Consider the following 17,130-nt stretch of genomic DNA (forward strand, 5'->3'; position numbering starts at 1 on the left):
AAAGTAACTTAAATGACTTTGACTAAGCTAGGCAGCAGAGCGTCGATGTTTTTCACTTCATCGAACTGAGCCAGCTTTCGCTTTATCTGCTCTGCAGGCAGCGGTTGTGCTCTTGCGACGTAACGATTTTTCAACAGACACGCCACTTGATCCCATTGTTGTAAATGGGCATGAGCCATCAGCAGGTATTGTAAAATCACATCTTGCTGCGCGTGACTTCCCCCAAGCTTGCTGTGCACATCTCTTACTTGATTGATCAACTCAATGCAATGACGATAGTTCGAGCTGTGGTAGGCCTTGATGGCCTGCATCAACTTGCTGCCGGTCATAAACTCCACTTCCTGAGTTTGTAATGGCAAACTGATAATTTGCGCTATATTGGCATCTAACTGGTCATGATGATCGGTTTTCGCTAACACCATGGCATTATGAATTTCAGTAAACATGATGGTGCTGTCGGCCGAAATCTCTAGTGCTCCGGCACTCAGTCGATGCCAACGCTCTCCAATATCAGCTCCCATGAACTCCAAGCGAGCCAGCAATGAAGCCGCGTTTTGAATATCAAGGTATATCGAAGACTCTGCAGGATAGATGTGCTGATCAAACAAAGCCAAGGCATCATCGATATTACCTTCCTCAAGATGGAACAACGCAAGGTGCCACCAAAGGTGACCTCGAAAAGCATTGTGATTCGCAAACGTACTCGCATGACCTTGCAAGAACTCGATGCCCTTTTTCGCCTCGCCTTGCATCTCAAAAATATGAGCCATCGTATGCTTGGCAATTAGGTCTTGATGGTTCAAAACTAACGTCTGGCGCGCAAACGCTTCGGCCAATTCATATTCCCCCGCCTCTTCGAGTGCAAAGGCATGAGCGGCGGCAAACATCCAATATCCTGGTGTCTGCTCATCCCAGTAGGGTAAAACTTGCAAAGAAACTTGCAGTGCCCGTTGCTTTTGGCCAAACCAAAATGTTTGCCCTGTAAATTGGCGGTAGGCAATGATATCCAAAGGCCAAAGACTCAGAATATGTTGCCATGTATCCAGAGCCCCCTTCAGGTTGCTTTGGCTCCACTGTTTCAACGCATGCATGTGCAGCGCTTCACGCTTGGTGGCCGATGGCGCGAACTGATCCAACTGCGTAACCATTTTAGCCACGATAGGTAAAGTAGAACGACGCCCATCACTCGCATGGCTGTACGCCTTAAAAATCCATCCCATCATAAAGTCCGGATAGCGCAGTAGCAGCTGCTCGAGATCGCTCATTGCACTGGGAAGAAAGGTCAACGTATCTTCGAGAATCCGCTCAAATTGTTCTGCGCCTGCGGCATCAATGCCGTTCATCTCTAGCGCTCTTTTGTCTTTAATCATTATTTACCTACCAGTAGATAGTCTATAAATTTAAAATAATACCCGCACTTATCGCGGGTAATATTATGAATAATATTAGCGTTTAAGAAGTGCGAGACAACTTGCCTTAACGCTACGAATGTAATCAGCATCTTTAAACTGAGAAAGTAACATACTGCCTTCCAGCGCAACAAAGATTAGCCTTGCAACATGGGCGGATTCCACTCGTAAGTCGAACTCTCCATTTTCTACACCCTGATCAATGATTTTTTGTAGGCATTGCTCATTCGTTTGTACAAAACGCGACAGCAGCCCTTCTAGACCATCTGCCAAAGAGTAAAAGTCAGAAGCGTACATGCCACACAAACACAGCTTATCTTGCTCGCGTACACCAATAAAAATATCAGCCAACGCTTCAATTTTTTCCTCAGCACTGCTTGGTTGGCTCTCGATCTGAATTAACGCCGCTTCGTAGTTTGCGAGATAGCGTTCAAACACCGCTTCCGCCAAGTCTTGCTTGGTTTTGAAATGGTAGTGAATACTCGCGGTCTTGATACCCAGATCATTTTGGATATCGCGAAAGCTAAAACCATTAAAACCTCGGCTTTGTATGTAGCTTTCAGCAAGGTCGGCAATCTTTGCAGCCGTTGGGCTAAGTTCTTTCATGTGGCTTCCACCTTAAACATTTTTGCAAAAGATAGCATGCTCTCACAAATCTGTCTACCTACCGATAGGTATTGTTTATTTTTCAAAAAAGACTTAACCTACCTATTAGTAGATAACTAACATCAAGGGCAAACAATGAAATACGATTTTATTATTATCGGAGGCGGTTTAAGCGGTCTCTACACCGCAGCTTACCTAGAGAAAACAGGGCATAGCTACTTGCTACTTGAGGCGAGAAGCAGACTCGGCGGTCGAATTATTTCTTCTTCGAGCTTGGCTGCACACAGTCAAAGTGACCAATTTGATCTCGGTCCATCGTGGTTTTGGCCCAACATGAACCATCGCGTCATGAGGCTCGTCGACAACTTATCGCTGCCCATCTTAGAACAGTACGAAACAGGCGATATGTTAATCGAACAATCCGGGCAGGCTGGTATTCGTCAAGTTTCGAATCAGTTCTTTTCTTCTCCTCAATCCATGAGAGTATCGGGTGGCATGGCGCAATTGGTGGCGGGAGTGACAAAGTTACTCAACCCAGAAAACATCAAATATGAACATCAAGTACACGCAGTAAGCCATAATGAAGCTCAAGGTTATAGCGTCGATGTCATCCACCAAGCAGAACAGCTGACTTTAGAGAGTGAGAACATCATCTTTGCGCTCCCTCATCGTTTGATTGCTAATAACATCCGCTTTACGCCAGCCCTTCCAGAAACGGCGTTGAACGCGCTGGACAAAACGCCCACATGGATGGCCGCTCACGCGAAATTCTTCGCCATTTATGACCGACCTTTCTGGCGTGAAAACGGATTGTCCGGTTACGCAAACAGCCAAGTTGGTCCATTGGTGGAAATTCATGACGCCAGTGCTGAAAATGGTCATGCCGCCCTGTTCGGTTTTATCGGTTACGATGCTCAAACTCGCGCGAAACTAGGCGCTACCGAATTGAAAACCATGGCCGTTGAGCAACTAGCGCGACTCTTTGGCCCTGAGGCCTATAACGTCACGGAAGTAAAACTGCTGGACTGGTCGAAAGAGGCATACACAGCGGTTGAAAAAGATCACACCATGCCAACTCATCATCCGCGTTATGGGCTCAACGCATCACTTACGCACTTAAGCCAGCAAGGAATGTATTTTGCGGGAACGGAATCAGCAAAAGAGTTCGGCGGATTTATTGAGGGCGCATTAGAAGCAGCAGAGAGTGTGATCGAACAGCTCGCCGCTCGTTAAATTGCATTATCCATTCATTTATGGGGAGATTATTGCTCCCCGTAACCCACTCGTTCCTTACCTCTACTTCTACTTCTACTTCTACTTCTACTTCTACTTCTACTTCTACTTCTAAAAAATATTGTGATAGTACTTCTGGCGGGTTAAGTCCATAATCCCACGCTCAACGAGCATCAAGCTCTTATCCTAAAACCATTAAGTAGAACAACAGCAATGACAGCACAGTCAACGGTCATTCTTGGACTGTATAACCCTAAAGATCCAACCAATGTGGGCGCGGTGATGCGCGCAGCGGGGTGTTATGACGCCACGCAAGTTCGTTATAACGGCACTCGCTATAATCGTGCGGTAAAATTCCGAACCGACACCAAGAATATGCACGAACGTATCGATTTGGTCGAAATGGACGATCTCACCGCTCACCTTGCTGAAGACATGAAAGTGGTGTGTGTTGAGTTGGCCGTCGGCGCGACTGCGTTGCCTCTTTTTACCCACCCAGAAAACGCGGTGTATATCTTTGGCCCAGAAGATGGCTCACTTCCGCAAGAGGTTGTCGATAAGGCCGATCACGTGGTGTATGTACCCACCAATGGCTGCATGAACTTGGCGGCAACAGTCAATGTTGTCTTGTATGATCGTTTGGCGAAAAACCTTGGCACGATTGACGACCATCAACAAGTAATTGTAAATCGAGATAACAAGAATCGATTGAGAGTCAGAGCTGATTAAGTAGTTTATCTGCATCTAAATTAAAAATAAGTTGCTCTGTAGACCCACTAAGTAACATTGTAGCTTCAGCTTAATATTCAAAGTCGGTCTCAGACAATAAAATGAATAGGAGCGAAACAACGGCTCCTATTCCTTGAGTTATAATTGCGCAGTTACCTAATGGGCTGAACACTTTGTGTTATCAGGATAATTCGGCTGCGAGGGCTCTCTATCTAGGTCAACCCTATCGTTTGCTGGACTCGTTTCAAACAGTAATGACGAAACTATTTTACTAAGAAGCATGTCTTCGATTGAACCATGATGAGTAAACCGAAGTTTGCCAAATTTATCAATCAGCACCAAGCAAGGTGTTCCAGACAATTGATACTCACTCATTGTTATTGGAATTGAATTATCCGACGGAGCATCTACCGCGATAGGAAAACTCAGACGATATTCATGAATAAAGGCTTTGAGCGATTCAAGCTGCATTGCTTGATGATGTTCGAAAACGGTGTGCAACCCGATCACAACCACGTCTTCTTGCTGGAAAAAATGCGCTAATTTTGCTGCTTGTGGTAGCCCGTAACTAACGCAACCAGGACACAACATTTGAAATGTATGTAGAACGACAACTTTCCCTTTTAACTCTCTGATGCGCAAAGGGGTGTCAGTGTTTAACCAGTGTGAGACTGTTAGCTCTGGTGCTGTTGGATATTGATTCATCATATTTTCCTTATCGATTTACTTCCCCAGGTAATGACAAATCGCCGGATGCAACGTCAAACACATCAACCACACAAAGCAACGGTGAATGGGCACTTGCATTGACTCTGAGACCTGACGTTACACCATCAAATTTTGCTAGTTCAAGTGCTCCTGCGTCTTCAAATTGCACACTCACGTTTAAAGTATTGCCTTCGAAATTTGGCTTATAGTCAGGACTGTCAATTAATATAGGTAGACCAGGCCATGTTTGCGGTAATTTAGGAGTTGCTCCCTCCGGGATATCAACAACACCGAGTGCACCCGCCCCACATTTTTCATTTGGTTCTAACACGACCCAATGACTGTGCCAAACATTACCATCATTGGTCTTATCACCATCACCATTTTCGTCATAGAGCGGTGTGTCATCAAAGTCCGGATGAGCGGTTACAGCCAATGCCAGTATCCCTGCATTATCCTCAAAGCCAACTTGGCCACTATTCAATGTTGTTGGCCAGACGTAAGAGAACACCTCGCTCCCTGCCAATTTGCCTGTTGGCGTCGGTTTGATACCCCCAGCTCGCTCAGACACCGCCATGTGGAAAGTAGCAATATTGTCTTTGGTTGAGATCTTGGTGTGAATAATGTCAAACGATGACAAGGTGCCTGTACTTGGTTGAGATTGAATACCACCAGTATGCTTTGCATGTGCGAAGCTCTGCCCAGAGCCCGTAGTCAGTGATGCAGCTAATATTGATAAAGCAAGTTTAGAAATTTTCATTGTTTCTTTCCATTTAGTATCGAGTCGATACCAAACAGGTTAACTGTGCGACTTACTCTTGTCAATATTGTTTTTAGTCGATACTATCTACCGATGAACACTGAAACTCTATATCACCTGCTTGACAGAATTGGCAATCTCCTCAGAAATGAGGTACGTGCCGCTTTAGTCCTTCACGGACTTCAACCTATCCACTTTGAAGCTCTTTATTATTTATCAATTTGTAATCGATTTTCTGATACACCCAAAGCAGTAACTGAGTATTTGGGCCTGACAAAAGGTACCGTTTCTCAGAGCTTAAAAGTGCTTGAGACAAAGGGGTTCCTCACTAAAAAACCTGATATAGAAGATAAAAGGATGACTCACTTGGTCGTCTCATCACAGGGTAGAAAGTTGATCACAGAAATTTTCCCACCTCCTTTGCTACAGCATGCTGTTGCAAGTAATAAATTGACCGACAACGGGTTGGACGCTCGAGCGTTGCAGGACCAATTACAAAGCCTGTTACGATCAATTCAAACAGAAAACAAGCGGCATACCTTTGGTGTATGTGCAACTTGTGAGCATAACCAATCTCTTACCGGAGGTAGATATTTATGCGGATTGACCAACGTCGTTTTGTCACCAGATGAGACAACGTTAATTTGTATTGAGCACACGGAAAGAAAGGCACCCTCAAGTACTTGAGTTGGTAGAGGCCTAATTCAGCAATTAGCTTTTATGAGAGTAACGGGAGTAGTTACGGATAAACCTCTTATAACCATACTCTCAGAAGGCAGCAGTACCTTCAAAATGTTATATAAGCTTGGCAAATAGTTAGGTTTTTATAAGGGTAAGAGGAAAACTGACAAAGCGTAGAAGACCAGTTTTGTTAAGGTAGCCTCAACATCTTAGTAGTTTTGTGCTGAGGGCGAGAGCAGCCGCCTTTCAAGTAAGACGGCTGGATTTATTACTTTTCAGAAATAACGCAACTAATTCGGTGAGTAGTATCATTTCTCCTCGGGTACGGGTGTTTATCCTTTAAATTGAGAATCCAGTGGCTATCTGGAAAGTTATCATTTGCTTGCTCATTATTCCAATACGTTCCGTAACCCTCGTTGCTGCTCCAAGGCCAACCATGGTTGGGGCCAACATATTCATTTACCAGCTTACGCAGCTGATCAGGCCTTGGAATCATCCCCCCTTGTTCAGAGCAATATTGTAACGCCTCAGCGTAATTCAATAAGATCTCAGGTGGCTTAGAAAATATCAGTGTGCCCACTTGAATCGTTTCACTCTGCTCTTCTTGTACAGTTAGAGTAAAGTTATTATCAGTTCCCTGACCGCGATAATTAGCCGAAACTTCAGCATACTCTCCAGTGTTACCGACAGCTTGAACTGTGTTGTAGTCTATTTTTTTAAAAGATGCATTACTGAGGACCAACTGAGAATCTCTAGTAACGTCTTCCTTTACAAAACCATCACTTGCAGAACCATAGGTCGCAATAACACGAAACATTCGCTTCTGATCTTTTGGCACATTGTCTGAATATGGTACGTCCGGTGTGTACAAATTATTGTCCGCATGTTCAACCTCAAGACTCGTTACAACGCCATCACCAACAGATAGTTGAATACCCTTTTCACCTACAAAGTTTGGTACCGCGGGTGTAACAACACTCGTGCTACCAGGCTCACCGATTGCTTGAAAACGGTTGCTCGTTCCTTGGACTGACGTAAAGCTGGTTACATCACTGTTAGTCCATGATGCTACAGTACTTGTTATATCCTCTTCAAAAGTTTTATCACTACGACTGACGTCCCCTCTGTACACTCCGATAGCCTTTAAAGTACGGCTTAGATATCGTGGAACCAGTGCATTCGCTCCCTGGTCTATTTCAGTTCGTACTGCAATTAATTCAGCGGGCGATATGGAAAGTGTTACTTTATTGCTTATCTCTGATTGGTAATCGGAGAGAGAAGCCGTGATGGTCGTTTTTTGACCGACATTGTCCTTACTACCAATCGCACGGAAAGTGTTATCTTTTTGCTCAAAAGCAAGATTGTTATCAGAGTTCCAGGAGACATCCTGTGTGACATCGATGTTTCCGAGGCCTTCAAACTCTGCGTCTGCCGTCAGCATTCGAGCTTGCCCACGAGGCACTGAGGTACTTTGCCCTTCGCCAATTTCAATATGAAGCTCTTTTAAAATAGGGTTAGAGACTTCCAACGTGCGGGGGTCACTGTAAACACCTTGATAACTCGCGGTCAGCACTGAATCAGATCCAACATCACCAGAAGCGAGAAAGCGATTTTTCTGCTCGTTATCTTGTTCAAACCCATTACCTTGCTCCTGCCATCTCACCTCATTCGTACCATCGGTGATTCGACCATCATTCCAATAGACGTCAGCACTATAAGATACCTTTAACCCCCTCGGTACTTCATCATTGACGAGCTTATTTTTGTCCAACTTTTTTGTTTCAATCTTATAAGGCTGGATGTCTACAACACGCTTAGTAATATGATTCGATTCCGCATCACTAGCGTTAACCCTTGACTTAACGGCATATACGTCAGCTTCCCCGGGATTGGTAGTATGGTAGTGCCCAGCATTAGAAGTCGGACATATGACGTCACAACCCTTCGTACTAAGCCAGCTAACCTCGCTGGTAATGTCACGTACTTCATCTGTATTGTCGTAGTGGCCATAGGCTTTGAAGACAACTTCTCTATCAGGCAGTTCATCTTCCGTCTTTCCTCCCCCAGCGATCATTGATTGACTGATCTGCTGTATGTCGACTGAAATCAGGTGATCATGGGCAGTTTCTGAACTATCTGAACCTCCTCCACAGCCTTGAAGGCTAATCGCAGAGAGAATAAGTATGATTCGTGGGTTTAGCGTCATTTTATTAAATTCCTAACACTGATTGGTGATTCTGCTATGAGTTGTCGTATCGTGCCAAATTTCATTAAGTAGTGATAAAAAATCACTCACTACAACAAGAAAGAACCCATCATTTTTGCTGACAACGGAGGGCTGTAGTGGTCATTTGCCTATTTCATCGAGAGATTGAAAGTACGCACCCACTTTTGGCGTTAGAGTTAAAAACAGGACAACGTTCAAGCTTTTTCTGCAGTTTGATAAGGATGCTGGCTAATTTATAAAACCGCTCAGCGATTTAACAATAATATCATTGAGGTTTTTTTAAGCGTCAATTTTTTGTAAAACAAATGGCCAAACAGAAAGTAGGGACTAGATATTTAAATGAAGAGGCCTCCTGAGTAACTCGACTGGAGAGGCCGCCTGCACAATAACTCAAGGGATAGCAACGTAAAGCTTTGAATAGGTGGGATATTAATATAGATTGATTAAAATGCTTCACTATGCAAAAAAGAGCCTATATCGAAATATAGGCTCAAAGCAGTGAAAAAGTGTGCGTGATTTTTGATTAATATTTTGGTTATGCAACGATAGCTGAAACTTTCACCGAATCGCTAATGGTGCGGTAGTTTGGAGAGAACTGCTGTACGCTCGCAATGACTTCGTCATAATCAGCCTGAGTCCCCTCACCTTTTACTTCAAATTGAAATTGGATTTCATCAAAGCCAACCGGCGCTTCTTCGCTCACATTTAGGAAGCCACGTAAATCCAGGGCACCTTTGATGGTTAGTTTCACAGCGTCTAGCTTGATACCACGAGCACTCGCACCCGCAACAAACCCCACCATCATGCAACCAGCCATGCCGCCCAATAGGTAATCTTGAGGTGTTGGGTATGCATTGTTGCCCAATAGCTCTTCTGGTTCACCAACTTCGAAACTGAAGTCTTTGACGATTTCTTTTCCGCCAACCTTTTGATTCAAAGTACGGATTTCACTGTGAACGCCGCCTTTCCATTCGGCAACAATGCCGTATTCAGAGATCGCCTGCGTTGCGTCTTCAGTGATCACTTGAGTGTAAGCTGCTAGGTCATCGAGTTTAATGCCGTTTAGTGGTGAGTTATCCATGATATGTCCTTGTTATTATTTGATGTCGTGTTTACTACTGAATTTTTAATTGGGGCCTTTAGGGATGGGGTGAAAGGCCCCAATTTGCACGTTTAGTGAGGTTAGTTACGGCCAGCCATTACGCCGCCGTCGACGTTAAGTACTGTGCCAGTTACCCAAGATGATTTGTCTGACAGTAAGTACTCAATCGCGTCCGCCACATCTTCTGTTGAACCGATACGGCCGATTGGGTGGAAGTCATTGAAGCCTTGTAGTGCTGATTCGATTTCTTCTTCCGCGATAAATGACTTGTAAATCGTCGACATTACAACAGCTGGTGCTACAGCATTTACGCGTACGCCGTGATCACCAAGTTCTATTGCTAGGTTTTTCGTCAGAGCATGAAGACCTGCTTTTTGCATTGAGTACGCTGATGATGGCGTTGCTTTAATTGCTTGGTGAGCCCACATAGAACCGATATTTACGATCGCACCGCCACCGTGCGCTTTCATGTTTTTCGCCACGGCCTGAGTGATGAAGAAAAACGCGCGGTTCATGTCTAGTTGTAGGTCGTAATCACGCTCTGAGTGGTCAAGGAAATCAACTGGTTTGAAAAAGCCAGCAGCATTAACCAAGTAACCAATATGACGTTTTTCAGCATTCAATTGTTCGATGAAGCTTTTCACTGCACTTGGGTCATACAGGTCAACTTGAGCGGTCTCTACCTGACCTTTGGTCACACTTTCTAAATCCTGTTTTGCTTCAGCGAGGTTGTTTTTATCGTGTGAAAGAATCATAACAGGTACACCAGCTTTAAGAAGTCGTTCTGCTGTCGCTTTACCCATACCTGATGAGCCGCCTACGATAAGTGCAATTGAAGATGTGTTGAACATAATACGTTTCCTTTCCCTTATTTACCTACCTACTAATAAGTAGGTAGTGTTTTTATTAAAAAAGGAGGTGGTTTGGGGCCCAGCTCCTCGTCAGTGGTTGCTACTTTAAGATCATATTATTTTTACGTCAACAACTTTATCTACCTACTGGTAGATATATTTTATCATTTCTTTATTATTCAATACTTTAATGCTAAATATTTTTTATTTAATCCGCTCAAATCATCAATAAATACAAAAAAGGCCACAGATAAACTGTGGCCTCTATAAGCATTTTTATCAATCTAACCAAGGAACGAGATGTAGCCCTGTAGAATGATCAAGTTAACGATGTCGATAAAGAATGCACCAACAATCGGCACAACCATGAACGCTTGTGGTGATGGACCAAAGCGGTTAACGATTGAACCCATGTTCATTACCGCGGTTGGGGTTGCACCCAAACCAAAACCACAGTGACCGCCTGCAATAACTGCTGCGTCGTAGTTGCTACCCATCACCTTGAACGTTACGTAGTAGGTGAAGATAGCCAGAATCACTGACTGCACGCCTAGAATCACCAAGAATGGGATCGCTAGATCGAAGATGTTCCATAGTTTCAAGCTCATCAAAGCCATCGCTAAGAACAGGGACAGCGATACCGTACCTAACATATCGACCGTTTCGGCATCGAGCTTACGAATCTTGGTCACTTCCAAGAAGTTAGTGATGATCACACCGATGAACAACGCGTAAACGAAGTCTGGAATCATCAACCATTGGATGTCGTAAGTGCTCACCCATTGTTCTACGTACTTAGCACCGGTTACACAGATCAATAGGAAGAACAGTTTCTCAACCACTTTTTTCGCGGTTACTTTGTCTTCTTCGTACTCGTTGTACGTCACCAACTCTGGGAATTTCTCGTGGGTTTTCGCATCTCGACCACCACGTCCATACTCAGATTCGATGTTGTTCTTTTCGACCAGACGCTGTGCAACCGGACTACCGATGATACCACCGATGATCAAACCGAATGTTGCTGACGCCATCGCGATTTCCAATACGTTATTCAAACCGTAAACGTCTTGGAAAGTTTGTGACCACGCCGCACCTGTGCCGTGACCACCTGACAGAGTAATCGAACCAGCGATAAGCCCCATCAGCGGATCTAAACCCAATGCCGCTGCCAGTGAGACACCGACACCGTTTTGAATGATGATGTAGAACGACGCGACGGCTAAGAAAATGAAAACCTTAGCGCCCCCTTTCATCAACTGAGTGTAGTTTGCTGCCAAACCAACAGTAGCAAAGAACATCAGCATGAATGTGTTTTGCAACGGTAAGTCGAACTCCAAGTCGACACCGTTAAAATGAAGAGCAGTAATGATGCAGGCGACAATTAAGCCCCCGACAATCGGCTCAGGTATGTTGAATTTCTTTAAGATCGGTAGCTTAGCATTAATGAAATGCCCCAGGAAAAGCACACTGATCGCAACCAAAAAGGACTCCAGTGCACCTACAGATATTAAATGATTCATATCGCCTCTTATTATTGTTCTCTTCATCCTCCGTAATGATTGAGTGTTAGTTTAACCTTCGCTCAATAGCAAATTTTCTCGCTATATTTTTTCGAAAATACTCAAAGGTTGTGTTAAATGCGCCTTAGGCTAGTTTAAGGGACGGTCGTTAAGCGATGTTCTGATTTACGCGCTATTCGCAAGCCCTAAAATGTAAAAGGAGCCTGTTAAGCTCCTTCTTATCCTCTTCATATACAAACAGAAATGACTGATTGCAGAAGGTGGATATCGTGTTGTGAGTATTGTCGAGTGACACTTTCTGAACCGCTGTCGGGCTCCCTTACTTAAACAGAAAGTGATCATCACTATCGAGCAAAGTTCCTCCCGTCATAACGAATAGAGCGCCGAAGTGGCGCTCTAACATCTGGGTTTGCTTGTATCCCATCGTAGTTCAAAAACTCTGACTCATGGTGTTTGGAACGAGCCGAATCCCGGGAAATTCTCAAGCTTGCAACAAGTGTTCTAGTTACAACGGAGCGAGATTATAACATATCGCTGAAAATTTTCCTCATTTCAGTGATATTCGCCACTTTCATAGTTTGCTTCAACAATGATCAACTGCCCAATATCATTGCTACAGATAAAAACGCGAAGCGACTCAAACTTGGCTTCATCACACATGTAGATTCGTGTGAGGAGCCGTTTATCAATGGTACCTTACTCGACGAAATTGATAGGGGTTACTGGCGCAATAGCAAAGAGCTCTTCCAATTCAATGATGGCAACGCCCGAGATAGTTGGCTGCATTGCTTGCAACACAATGAACTAAAAGAAAAATAATCGCGTAAAAAAGAGGAGAACAACCAACGATGAGCTCAACCATGACCAAACTTACCGTATTTTATGATGGCACTTGCCCCTTATGCGCTACAGAGATGAAAGCGCTAAAACAACGTGATGCCAAGCAGCAAATCAAAACCGTCGACATCTACAGCGAGGCGTTCGCCGATTATCCGCAAATCGATCCTGAGCAAGCCAACACCATTTTGCACGCCCTCAACGAGAAAGGTGAGTTGCTGCTTGGGTTGGATGTCACTCATCGAGCATGGCAACTGGTTGGTCGCGGTTGGATATACGCACCACTGCGTTGGCGCATGGTCAAACCCCTTGCAGATTGGCTATACCTCAAGTTTGCCAAAAACCGCTACCGCGTCTCTTATTGGTTAACGGGCACTTCTCGCTGCAATAATGATTCGTGTTCACGTTAATTGTGATCCTGCTTTAAAATGCTACGACCTTAGTCTAGATTTATAAATTTCCAGTACTTCTGATTGATTAACTCGGTTAATCTCTAAGCATTACAACAATAAGTATTAATGATTGTATCAGGCAAGCTTGTTCAGCTTGTTACTTGTAACGCTGCGCCGAGAGAAGGACGTCTCTATGAATCTGACGATCAGAAAACGACTATATATCCTTTCAATAATTCCAATTCTAACCATGGCAATAGGCATGATGTGGTTTACCTATCTGCAAACCACGGCCTATAACGAACAAGAAATTGAGCAGACTCGAAGTCAAATGATGGAGATGAAAAAAGCTGAGCTCAAAAACTACGTTCAACTCGCTCGCTCTGCTATTGAGCCATTGCTCGCTCAAAACGCCCCACTAGAAGAAGCATTGCCTATTTTGCAGCAGTTGGAGTTTGGCCAATCCGGCTACATCTTTGGCTACGATTCAAAAGGCGTTCGCGTTGTGACGGGTCAAAACACCAAAGGCATCGGAGAAAATTTCTATAACTTGCAAGACAAGAAAGGCAATTACCTGATTCAGGATTTGCTCAACAATTCCACAATCGGTGAGTTCACGACTTATTACTTCCCGAAACTCGGTCAGAGCGAAGCACTACCGAAACTGAGCTACTCGGTGTTTATTCCTGAATGGGATTTGATGCTGGGTACAGGCTTCTACACTGACGATATCGACGCCATTATCGCGAGTATGGAAGACTCAGCGCATCAAGCCTTGAATACCACACTGACAGCAATCGCCCTGTTCTGTGTCTCGATTGCCGCCATCGTTGCGATCTTCGCGGTGTTCGTTAACCGCAGCATCATGAAGCCGATTGAACAGTTTGATGCTTCGATCCACTCTTTCGCACAAGGCGATGCAGACTTAACCGCACGCATGGAAGAATCAAGCGTACCGGAGTTCACCCAGCTTAGTCGCAACTTCAATACCTTTGTTGAGAGCCTACAAAGCATCATCAAGAGCGTTAGCCACGTAGGGCAAGAAGTGGTTTCAGAAACCAATCACATGTCACAGCGAGCTTCTCAGGTGGATGAGCTGGCGTCTGGCCAACGAGAAGAGACGGAACAAGTCGCTGCGGCAATGACTGAAATGACGGCAACAGCGCACGAGATTTCAAGCAACGCTAACCAGGCAGCACAATCCGCCAAGGACGCCGATGAAAACTCACAGCAAGCGAAGCACATTGTTGATTCAGCAGCGAACTCCGTCGAAGCGCTCGCTTTAGAAGTTTCAGAAGCCAGCACGGTGATTTCTCGTTTAGAGAGCGATGTACAAAACATTTCTTCTTCGCTAGAAGTCATTCAAGACATTGCCGAGCAAACCAATCTATTGGCACTAAACGCAGCCATTGAAGCAGCACGTGCAGGTGAACAAGGTCGCGGCTTCGCAGTCGTTGCCGATGAGGTTCGTAAACTGGCGAGTCGCACTCAAGACAGCACAGGCGAAATTCACCAAATGATTGAGCAGCTGAAGTCTGGCTCGGATGCGGCAGTGAAAGCAATGGCCTCAAGCCAAGCGCGTGGTGAAGCTACGGTTGAAGAGGCAATAGCTGCCTCTGCCGCACTGCAAGAAATCCAAGCCGCAATTGCTAACATCATGGATATTAACACGCTGATCGCTACGGCAACCGAAGAGCAAAGCCAAGTTGGGCAAGAGATTTCACAGCGCATCGAAGTGATCTCTCAACAAAGCAGTCAGTCGGCAAGCCTTGCGAATCAAAACCGTGCAGGCAGTGGCAACCTTAACCACAAAGCCAACGAGCTGTACGACTTAGTCGGTCGCTTTACGGTCTAGAGCTTTACTCAAGCACTCAACATGCAAACAGCGACGCCAAAACGTCGCTGTTTTTATTTCTGCTATCGTAATGCGACTTAGCTATAATGCCGCCAACTTAGCACCCACAAGGGCAAAACCAGATGATTATTATGACCACCAATTTCGGTGACATCGAGATTGAACTGAACCTAGAACGAGCACCAGTTAGCTCAAAGAACTTCAAAAAATACTGTGAAGATGGCTTCTACAACGGCACCATTTTCCACCGCGTTATCGATGGCTTTATGATCCAAGGTGGCGGTCACACCGAAGACATGGCAGAAAAGCCAACGCGCGCTCCGATCGCGAACGAAGCAAACCGTGGTCTAAAGAACCTTGTTGGCACTATCGCAATGGCGCGTACCGATGCACCACACTCTGCAACAGCTCAGTTCTTCATTAACTTGGAAGACAATGATTTTCTAGACCACACTGCAACCACCAACCTAGGCTGGGGTTACGCGGTGTTTGGTAAAGTGACCGTGGGTATGGATGTCGTAAACCGTATAGCGAAAGTGAAAACGACCTCTAAACTTGGTCACGATGATGTGCCATGCGATCCAATCATTATTGAGAAAGTGACGGTCAGCGAATAAACCCATTCGCCTCTTCGGAGAAATCGTCGCTCCAAAACGAAGAAAGCGCCTAATGTCTTATGACCTAGGCGCTTTTTGTTTTTATGACTGGCTTGTGCCGGAGTTATTAATAGAAAAGCTCAGCTTTTGCTCCGACTAAATCAAGCTCAGAGCCTTGAAAGTCCACCAGATATTCAGCGACAAGGTTGTACCCAACCTAATACCCCATGTATTTCGGCCAGCGGCTTTCAGCACTGCCAAGAAAGTAAGCGTCGAAGTTGTAATCTAAGCTGCTCAGCTTGTCTTTCATCTCAGCATAGAAAGGACGCCAATCTTGATCTTTGATTTGCTCAAACAAGCTCGGTGTGACGCCGCCATTCACCTTACGTTCGAAATGACAAGCTAACCCTTCCATAATCAGCACATCACCAAGTGCAACGCCATTCTCTCCCGCTCGCATACGGAACAGGTGATGCAACTCATGCGCTAACACCGCAGCGAGCTCTCTCTCAATAACATCTTTAATATCAGCACGTTGGGTATCAAGCAGAATCTCTACACGATAGGCACTTAAGCAATAGCCACCAATACCCGTCTGCGATACGTCATTGCGATCAAACGGGCTAACGGTGAGGTCGATGTTACTGAGATCAAAGTAACTCGAAAGCCGTGAGCTCAGATCATCAAGTTTCTGATGTAAATACTCAGCGAGTGGAGACAACTCTCCCGTCGCATTTAACAGGGTTACGCGATAACTCATTTATCTTCCTTTATAAGGTTGGTTAAGAGCGAGGAGTTTACAGTGTAAAGAGTGAGCAGCTCTAGCGATTACATCCCTTTGAACAAACTTTGAGATGCACGACTCACCGGGAGCTTGTTTTCTCCAACGTGAACAAACATTCTGCCAGCAAAGTCTTTGTTTACTTTGCTAATTTTGCACACTTGCACCACGCTTGATCGGTGCACTTGCCAGAACTGCTCTGGGTTAAGCTGCCCTATCAACTCTTTCAACGATGTACGAATCAAATACTCCTGCACTTTGCCTTGTCCTTGCTGCGCATATACAGAAACGTATTTTTCTTCCGCTTTGAAATACAGCACATCAGACGTGGCAATTAGATGAATATCTTCCCCTTGCGTCGCTTTGATCCACTGTAAATACTGCGGCGTTTGTGGCGCGGATAATTGCTGCAACTGTTCTAACAAGATGCTCATCTGCACATTGCTGCTTTCTTGCTCTCGCTTAGCAAGGCGTGCTTTCACTCTCTCACACGTTGTCAGCAGGCGCTCATCCGAGATAGGCTTGAGCAAATAATCTGCGGCATTTTGTTCAAAGGCTTTGATGGCGTAATCATCGTACGCGGTGACAAACACAATCAAAGGTGGATTGGCGAGTTGATTGAGTTTTTGCGCTAATGTCATGCCATCCAAAACTGGCATGCGAATATCAAGAAACGCAATGTCAGGTTGGTTTTGCTCAATGGCTTGCAACGCTTGTTCACCATCCGCGACTTTGGCTATCACCTCTAGCTCTGGCCACACTTCAGCTAGGCTTTTATCAAGATGACGCCTCAATAGCGGTTCATCATCAGCAATAATGGCAGTAAACCCTGTATTCATTCCT

Annotated in this window: 15 protein-coding genes and 1 pseudogene; 6 read left to right on the forward strand and 10 right to left on the reverse strand. The window is 44.9% G+C overall.

The annotated features are described in order from the left end of the window. Positions 1-8 precede the first annotated feature (8 nt). Both A8140_RS23215 and A8140_RS23220 read right to left on the reverse strand, forming a co-directional pair. Positions 9-1,370 (reverse strand): tetratricopeptide repeat protein, encoded by a 1,362-nt coding sequence (locus A8140_RS23215; protein WP_005531258.1) that lies wholly within the window; start codon positions 1,368-1,370, stop codon positions 9-11. A gap of 75 nt (positions 1,371-1,445) precedes the next feature. Next, a complete protein-coding gene (locus tag A8140_RS23220; protein WP_005531260.1) occupies positions 1,446-2,015 on the reverse strand; it encodes a TetR/AcrR family transcriptional regulator in 570 nt (189 codons plus the stop codon). A 135-nt stretch (positions 2,016-2,150) separates the two neighbouring features. On the opposite strand from A8140_RS23220, the gene A8140_RS23225 reads away from it, so the two are divergent. Both A8140_RS23225 and A8140_RS23230 read left to right on the forward strand, forming a co-directional pair. Next, positions 2,151-3,248, forward strand: a complete 1,098-nt coding sequence (locus tag A8140_RS23225; RefSeq protein WP_005531262.1) for a flavin monoamine oxidase family protein — start codon at positions 2,151-2,153, stop codon at positions 3,246-3,248. A gap of 213 nt (positions 3,249-3,461) precedes the next feature. Beyond that, positions 3,462-3,977: an RNA methyltransferase gene (locus A8140_RS23230; protein WP_005531264.1), complete on the forward strand. Its 516-nt coding sequence runs from the start codon at positions 3,462-3,464 to the stop codon at positions 3,975-3,977. Between the two features lie 156 nt (positions 3,978-4,133). Here A8140_RS23230 and A8140_RS23235 read toward each other — a convergent pair whose 3' ends face one another. Both A8140_RS23235 and A8140_RS23240 read right to left on the reverse strand, forming a co-directional pair. Further along, positions 4,134-4,682, reverse strand: a complete 549-nt coding sequence (locus tag A8140_RS23235) for a redoxin domain-containing protein (protein ID WP_005531266.1) — start codon at positions 4,680-4,682, stop codon at positions 4,134-4,136. A 10-nt stretch (positions 4,683-4,692) separates the two neighbouring features. Continuing rightward, the gene (locus A8140_RS23240) at positions 4,693-5,445 is read right to left on the reverse strand and encodes a hypothetical protein (RefSeq protein WP_005531268.1); all 753 of its coding nucleotides are present in this window, start codon (positions 5,443-5,445) and stop codon (positions 4,693-4,695) included. A 93-nt stretch (positions 5,446-5,538) separates the two neighbouring features. Here A8140_RS23240 and A8140_RS23245 point away from each other — a divergent pair, with 93 nt between their 5' ends. Next, positions 5,539-6,132: a MarR family winged helix-turn-helix transcriptional regulator gene (locus A8140_RS23245; protein WP_033000108.1), complete on the forward strand. Its 594-nt coding sequence runs from the start codon at positions 5,539-5,541 to the stop codon at positions 6,130-6,132. A gap of 262 nt (positions 6,133-6,394) precedes the next feature. Here A8140_RS23245 and A8140_RS23250 read toward each other — a convergent pair whose 3' ends face one another. The 4 genes from A8140_RS23250 to gltS all read right to left on the reverse strand — a co-directional run bounded on the left by A8140_RS23250 (position 6,395) and on the right by gltS (position 11,826). After that, positions 6,395-8,332 (reverse strand): hypothetical protein, encoded by a 1,938-nt coding sequence (locus A8140_RS23250; RefSeq protein ID WP_005531272.1) that lies wholly within the window; start codon positions 8,330-8,332, stop codon positions 6,395-6,397. A 556-nt stretch (positions 8,333-8,888) separates the two neighbouring features. Then, entirely contained in the window at positions 8,889-9,434 is a 546-nt protein-coding gene (locus tag A8140_RS23255; RefSeq protein WP_005531274.1) for an OsmC family protein, read from the reverse strand. Between the two features lie 101 nt (positions 9,435-9,535). Beyond that, entirely contained in the window at positions 9,536-10,306 is a 771-nt protein-coding gene (locus tag A8140_RS23260) for an SDR family NAD(P)-dependent oxidoreductase (protein WP_005531275.1), read from the reverse strand. A 284-nt stretch (positions 10,307-10,590) separates the two neighbouring features. Beyond that, complete coding sequence (gene gltS / locus A8140_RS23265) at positions 10,591-11,826, reverse strand: sodium/glutamate symporter (RefSeq protein ID WP_005428854.1); 1,236 nt, start codon at positions 11,824-11,826, stop codon at positions 10,591-10,593. 860 nt (positions 11,827-12,686) lie between these two features. Here gltS and A8140_RS23275 point away from each other — a divergent pair. The 3 genes from A8140_RS23275 (at position 12,687) to A8140_RS23285 (ending at position 15,527) form a co-directional block, all read left to right on the forward strand. Further along, complete coding sequence (locus A8140_RS23275) at positions 12,687-13,073, forward strand: thiol-disulfide oxidoreductase DCC family protein (RefSeq protein WP_005534327.1); 387 nt, start codon at positions 12,687-12,689, stop codon at positions 13,071-13,073. A gap of 175 nt (positions 13,074-13,248) precedes the next feature. Then, positions 13,249-14,910 (forward strand): methyl-accepting chemotaxis protein, encoded by a 1,662-nt coding sequence (locus A8140_RS23280; protein ID WP_005534324.1) that lies wholly within the window; start codon positions 13,249-13,251, stop codon positions 14,908-14,910. 122 nt (positions 14,911-15,032) lie between these two features. Beyond that, positions 15,033-15,527, forward strand: coding sequence for a peptidylprolyl isomerase (locus A8140_RS23285; RefSeq protein WP_005534322.1), 495 nt, complete (start codon positions 15,033-15,035; stop codon positions 15,525-15,527). Positions 15,528-15,633: 106 nt separating this feature from the next. Here the strand turns inward: A8140_RS23285 and A8140_RS23290 are convergent. Both A8140_RS23290 and A8140_RS23295 read right to left on the reverse strand, forming a co-directional pair. Next, positions 15,634-16,266, reverse strand: a pseudogene (locus A8140_RS23290) (DUF2268 domain-containing putative Zn-dependent protease). A gap of 68 nt (positions 16,267-16,334) precedes the next feature. Continuing rightward, on the reverse strand, positions 16,335-17,126 hold the full coding sequence (locus A8140_RS23295) for a LytR/AlgR family response regulator transcription factor (RefSeq protein WP_005534316.1): 792 nt from the start codon (positions 17,124-17,126) through the stop codon (positions 16,335-16,337). Between the last annotated feature and the right edge of the window lie 4 nt (positions 17,127-17,130).

Source organism: Vibrio campbellii CAIM 519 = NBRC 15631 = ATCC 25920 (assembly GCF_002163755.1).
GTDB classification, from domain to species: domain Bacteria; phylum Pseudomonadota; class Gammaproteobacteria; order Enterobacterales; family Vibrionaceae; genus Vibrio; species Vibrio campbellii.

Coding starts and splice junctions, on each gene's coding strand:
- gltS (WP_005428854.1), bottom strand. CDS start 11,826: ATGAATCATTTAATATCTGTAGGTGCACTGGAGTCCTTTTTGGTTGCG.
- A8140_RS23230 (WP_005531264.1), top strand. CDS start 3,462: ATGACAGCACAGTCAACGGTCATTCTTGGACTGTATAACCCTAAAGAT.
- A8140_RS23220 (WP_005531260.1), bottom strand. CDS start 2,015: ATGAAAGAACTTAGCCCAACGGCTGCAAAGATTGCCGACCTTGCTGAA.
- A8140_RS23215 (WP_005531258.1), bottom strand. CDS start 1,370: ATGATTAAAGACAAAAGAGCGCTAGAGATGAACGGCATTGATGCCGCA.
- A8140_RS23235 (WP_005531266.1), bottom strand. CDS start 4,682: ATGAATCAATATCCAACAGCACCAGAGCTAACAGTCTCACACTGGTTA.
- A8140_RS23285 (WP_005534322.1), top strand. CDS start 15,033: ATGATTATTATGACCACCAATTTCGGTGACATCGAGATTGAACTGAAC.
- A8140_RS23275 (WP_005534327.1), top strand. CDS start 12,687: ATGACCAAACTTACCGTATTTTATGATGGCACTTGCCCCTTATGCGCT.
- A8140_RS23295 (WP_005534316.1), bottom strand. CDS start 17,126: ATGAATACAGGGTTTACTGCCATTATTGCTGATGATGAACCGCTATTG.
- A8140_RS23280 (WP_005534324.1), top strand. CDS start 13,249: ATGAATCTGACGATCAGAAAACGACTATATATCCTTTCAATAATTCCA.
- A8140_RS23260 (WP_005531275.1), bottom strand. CDS start 10,306: ATGTTCAACACATCTTCAATTGCACTTATCGTAGGCGGCTCATCAGGT.
- A8140_RS23250 (WP_005531272.1), bottom strand. CDS start 8,332: ATGACGCTAAACCCACGAATCATACTTATTCTCTCTGCGATTAGCCTT.
- A8140_RS23225 (WP_005531262.1), top strand. CDS start 2,151: ATGAAATACGATTTTATTATTATCGGAGGCGGTTTAAGCGGTCTCTAC.
- A8140_RS23245 (WP_033000108.1), top strand. CDS start 5,539: ATGAACACTGAAACTCTATATCACCTGCTTGACAGAATTGGCAATCTC.
- A8140_RS23240 (WP_005531268.1), bottom strand. CDS start 5,445: ATGAAAATTTCTAAACTTGCTTTATCAATATTAGCTGCATCACTGACT.
- A8140_RS23255 (WP_005531274.1), bottom strand. CDS start 9,434: ATGGATAACTCACCACTAAACGGCATTAAACTCGATGACCTAGCAGCT.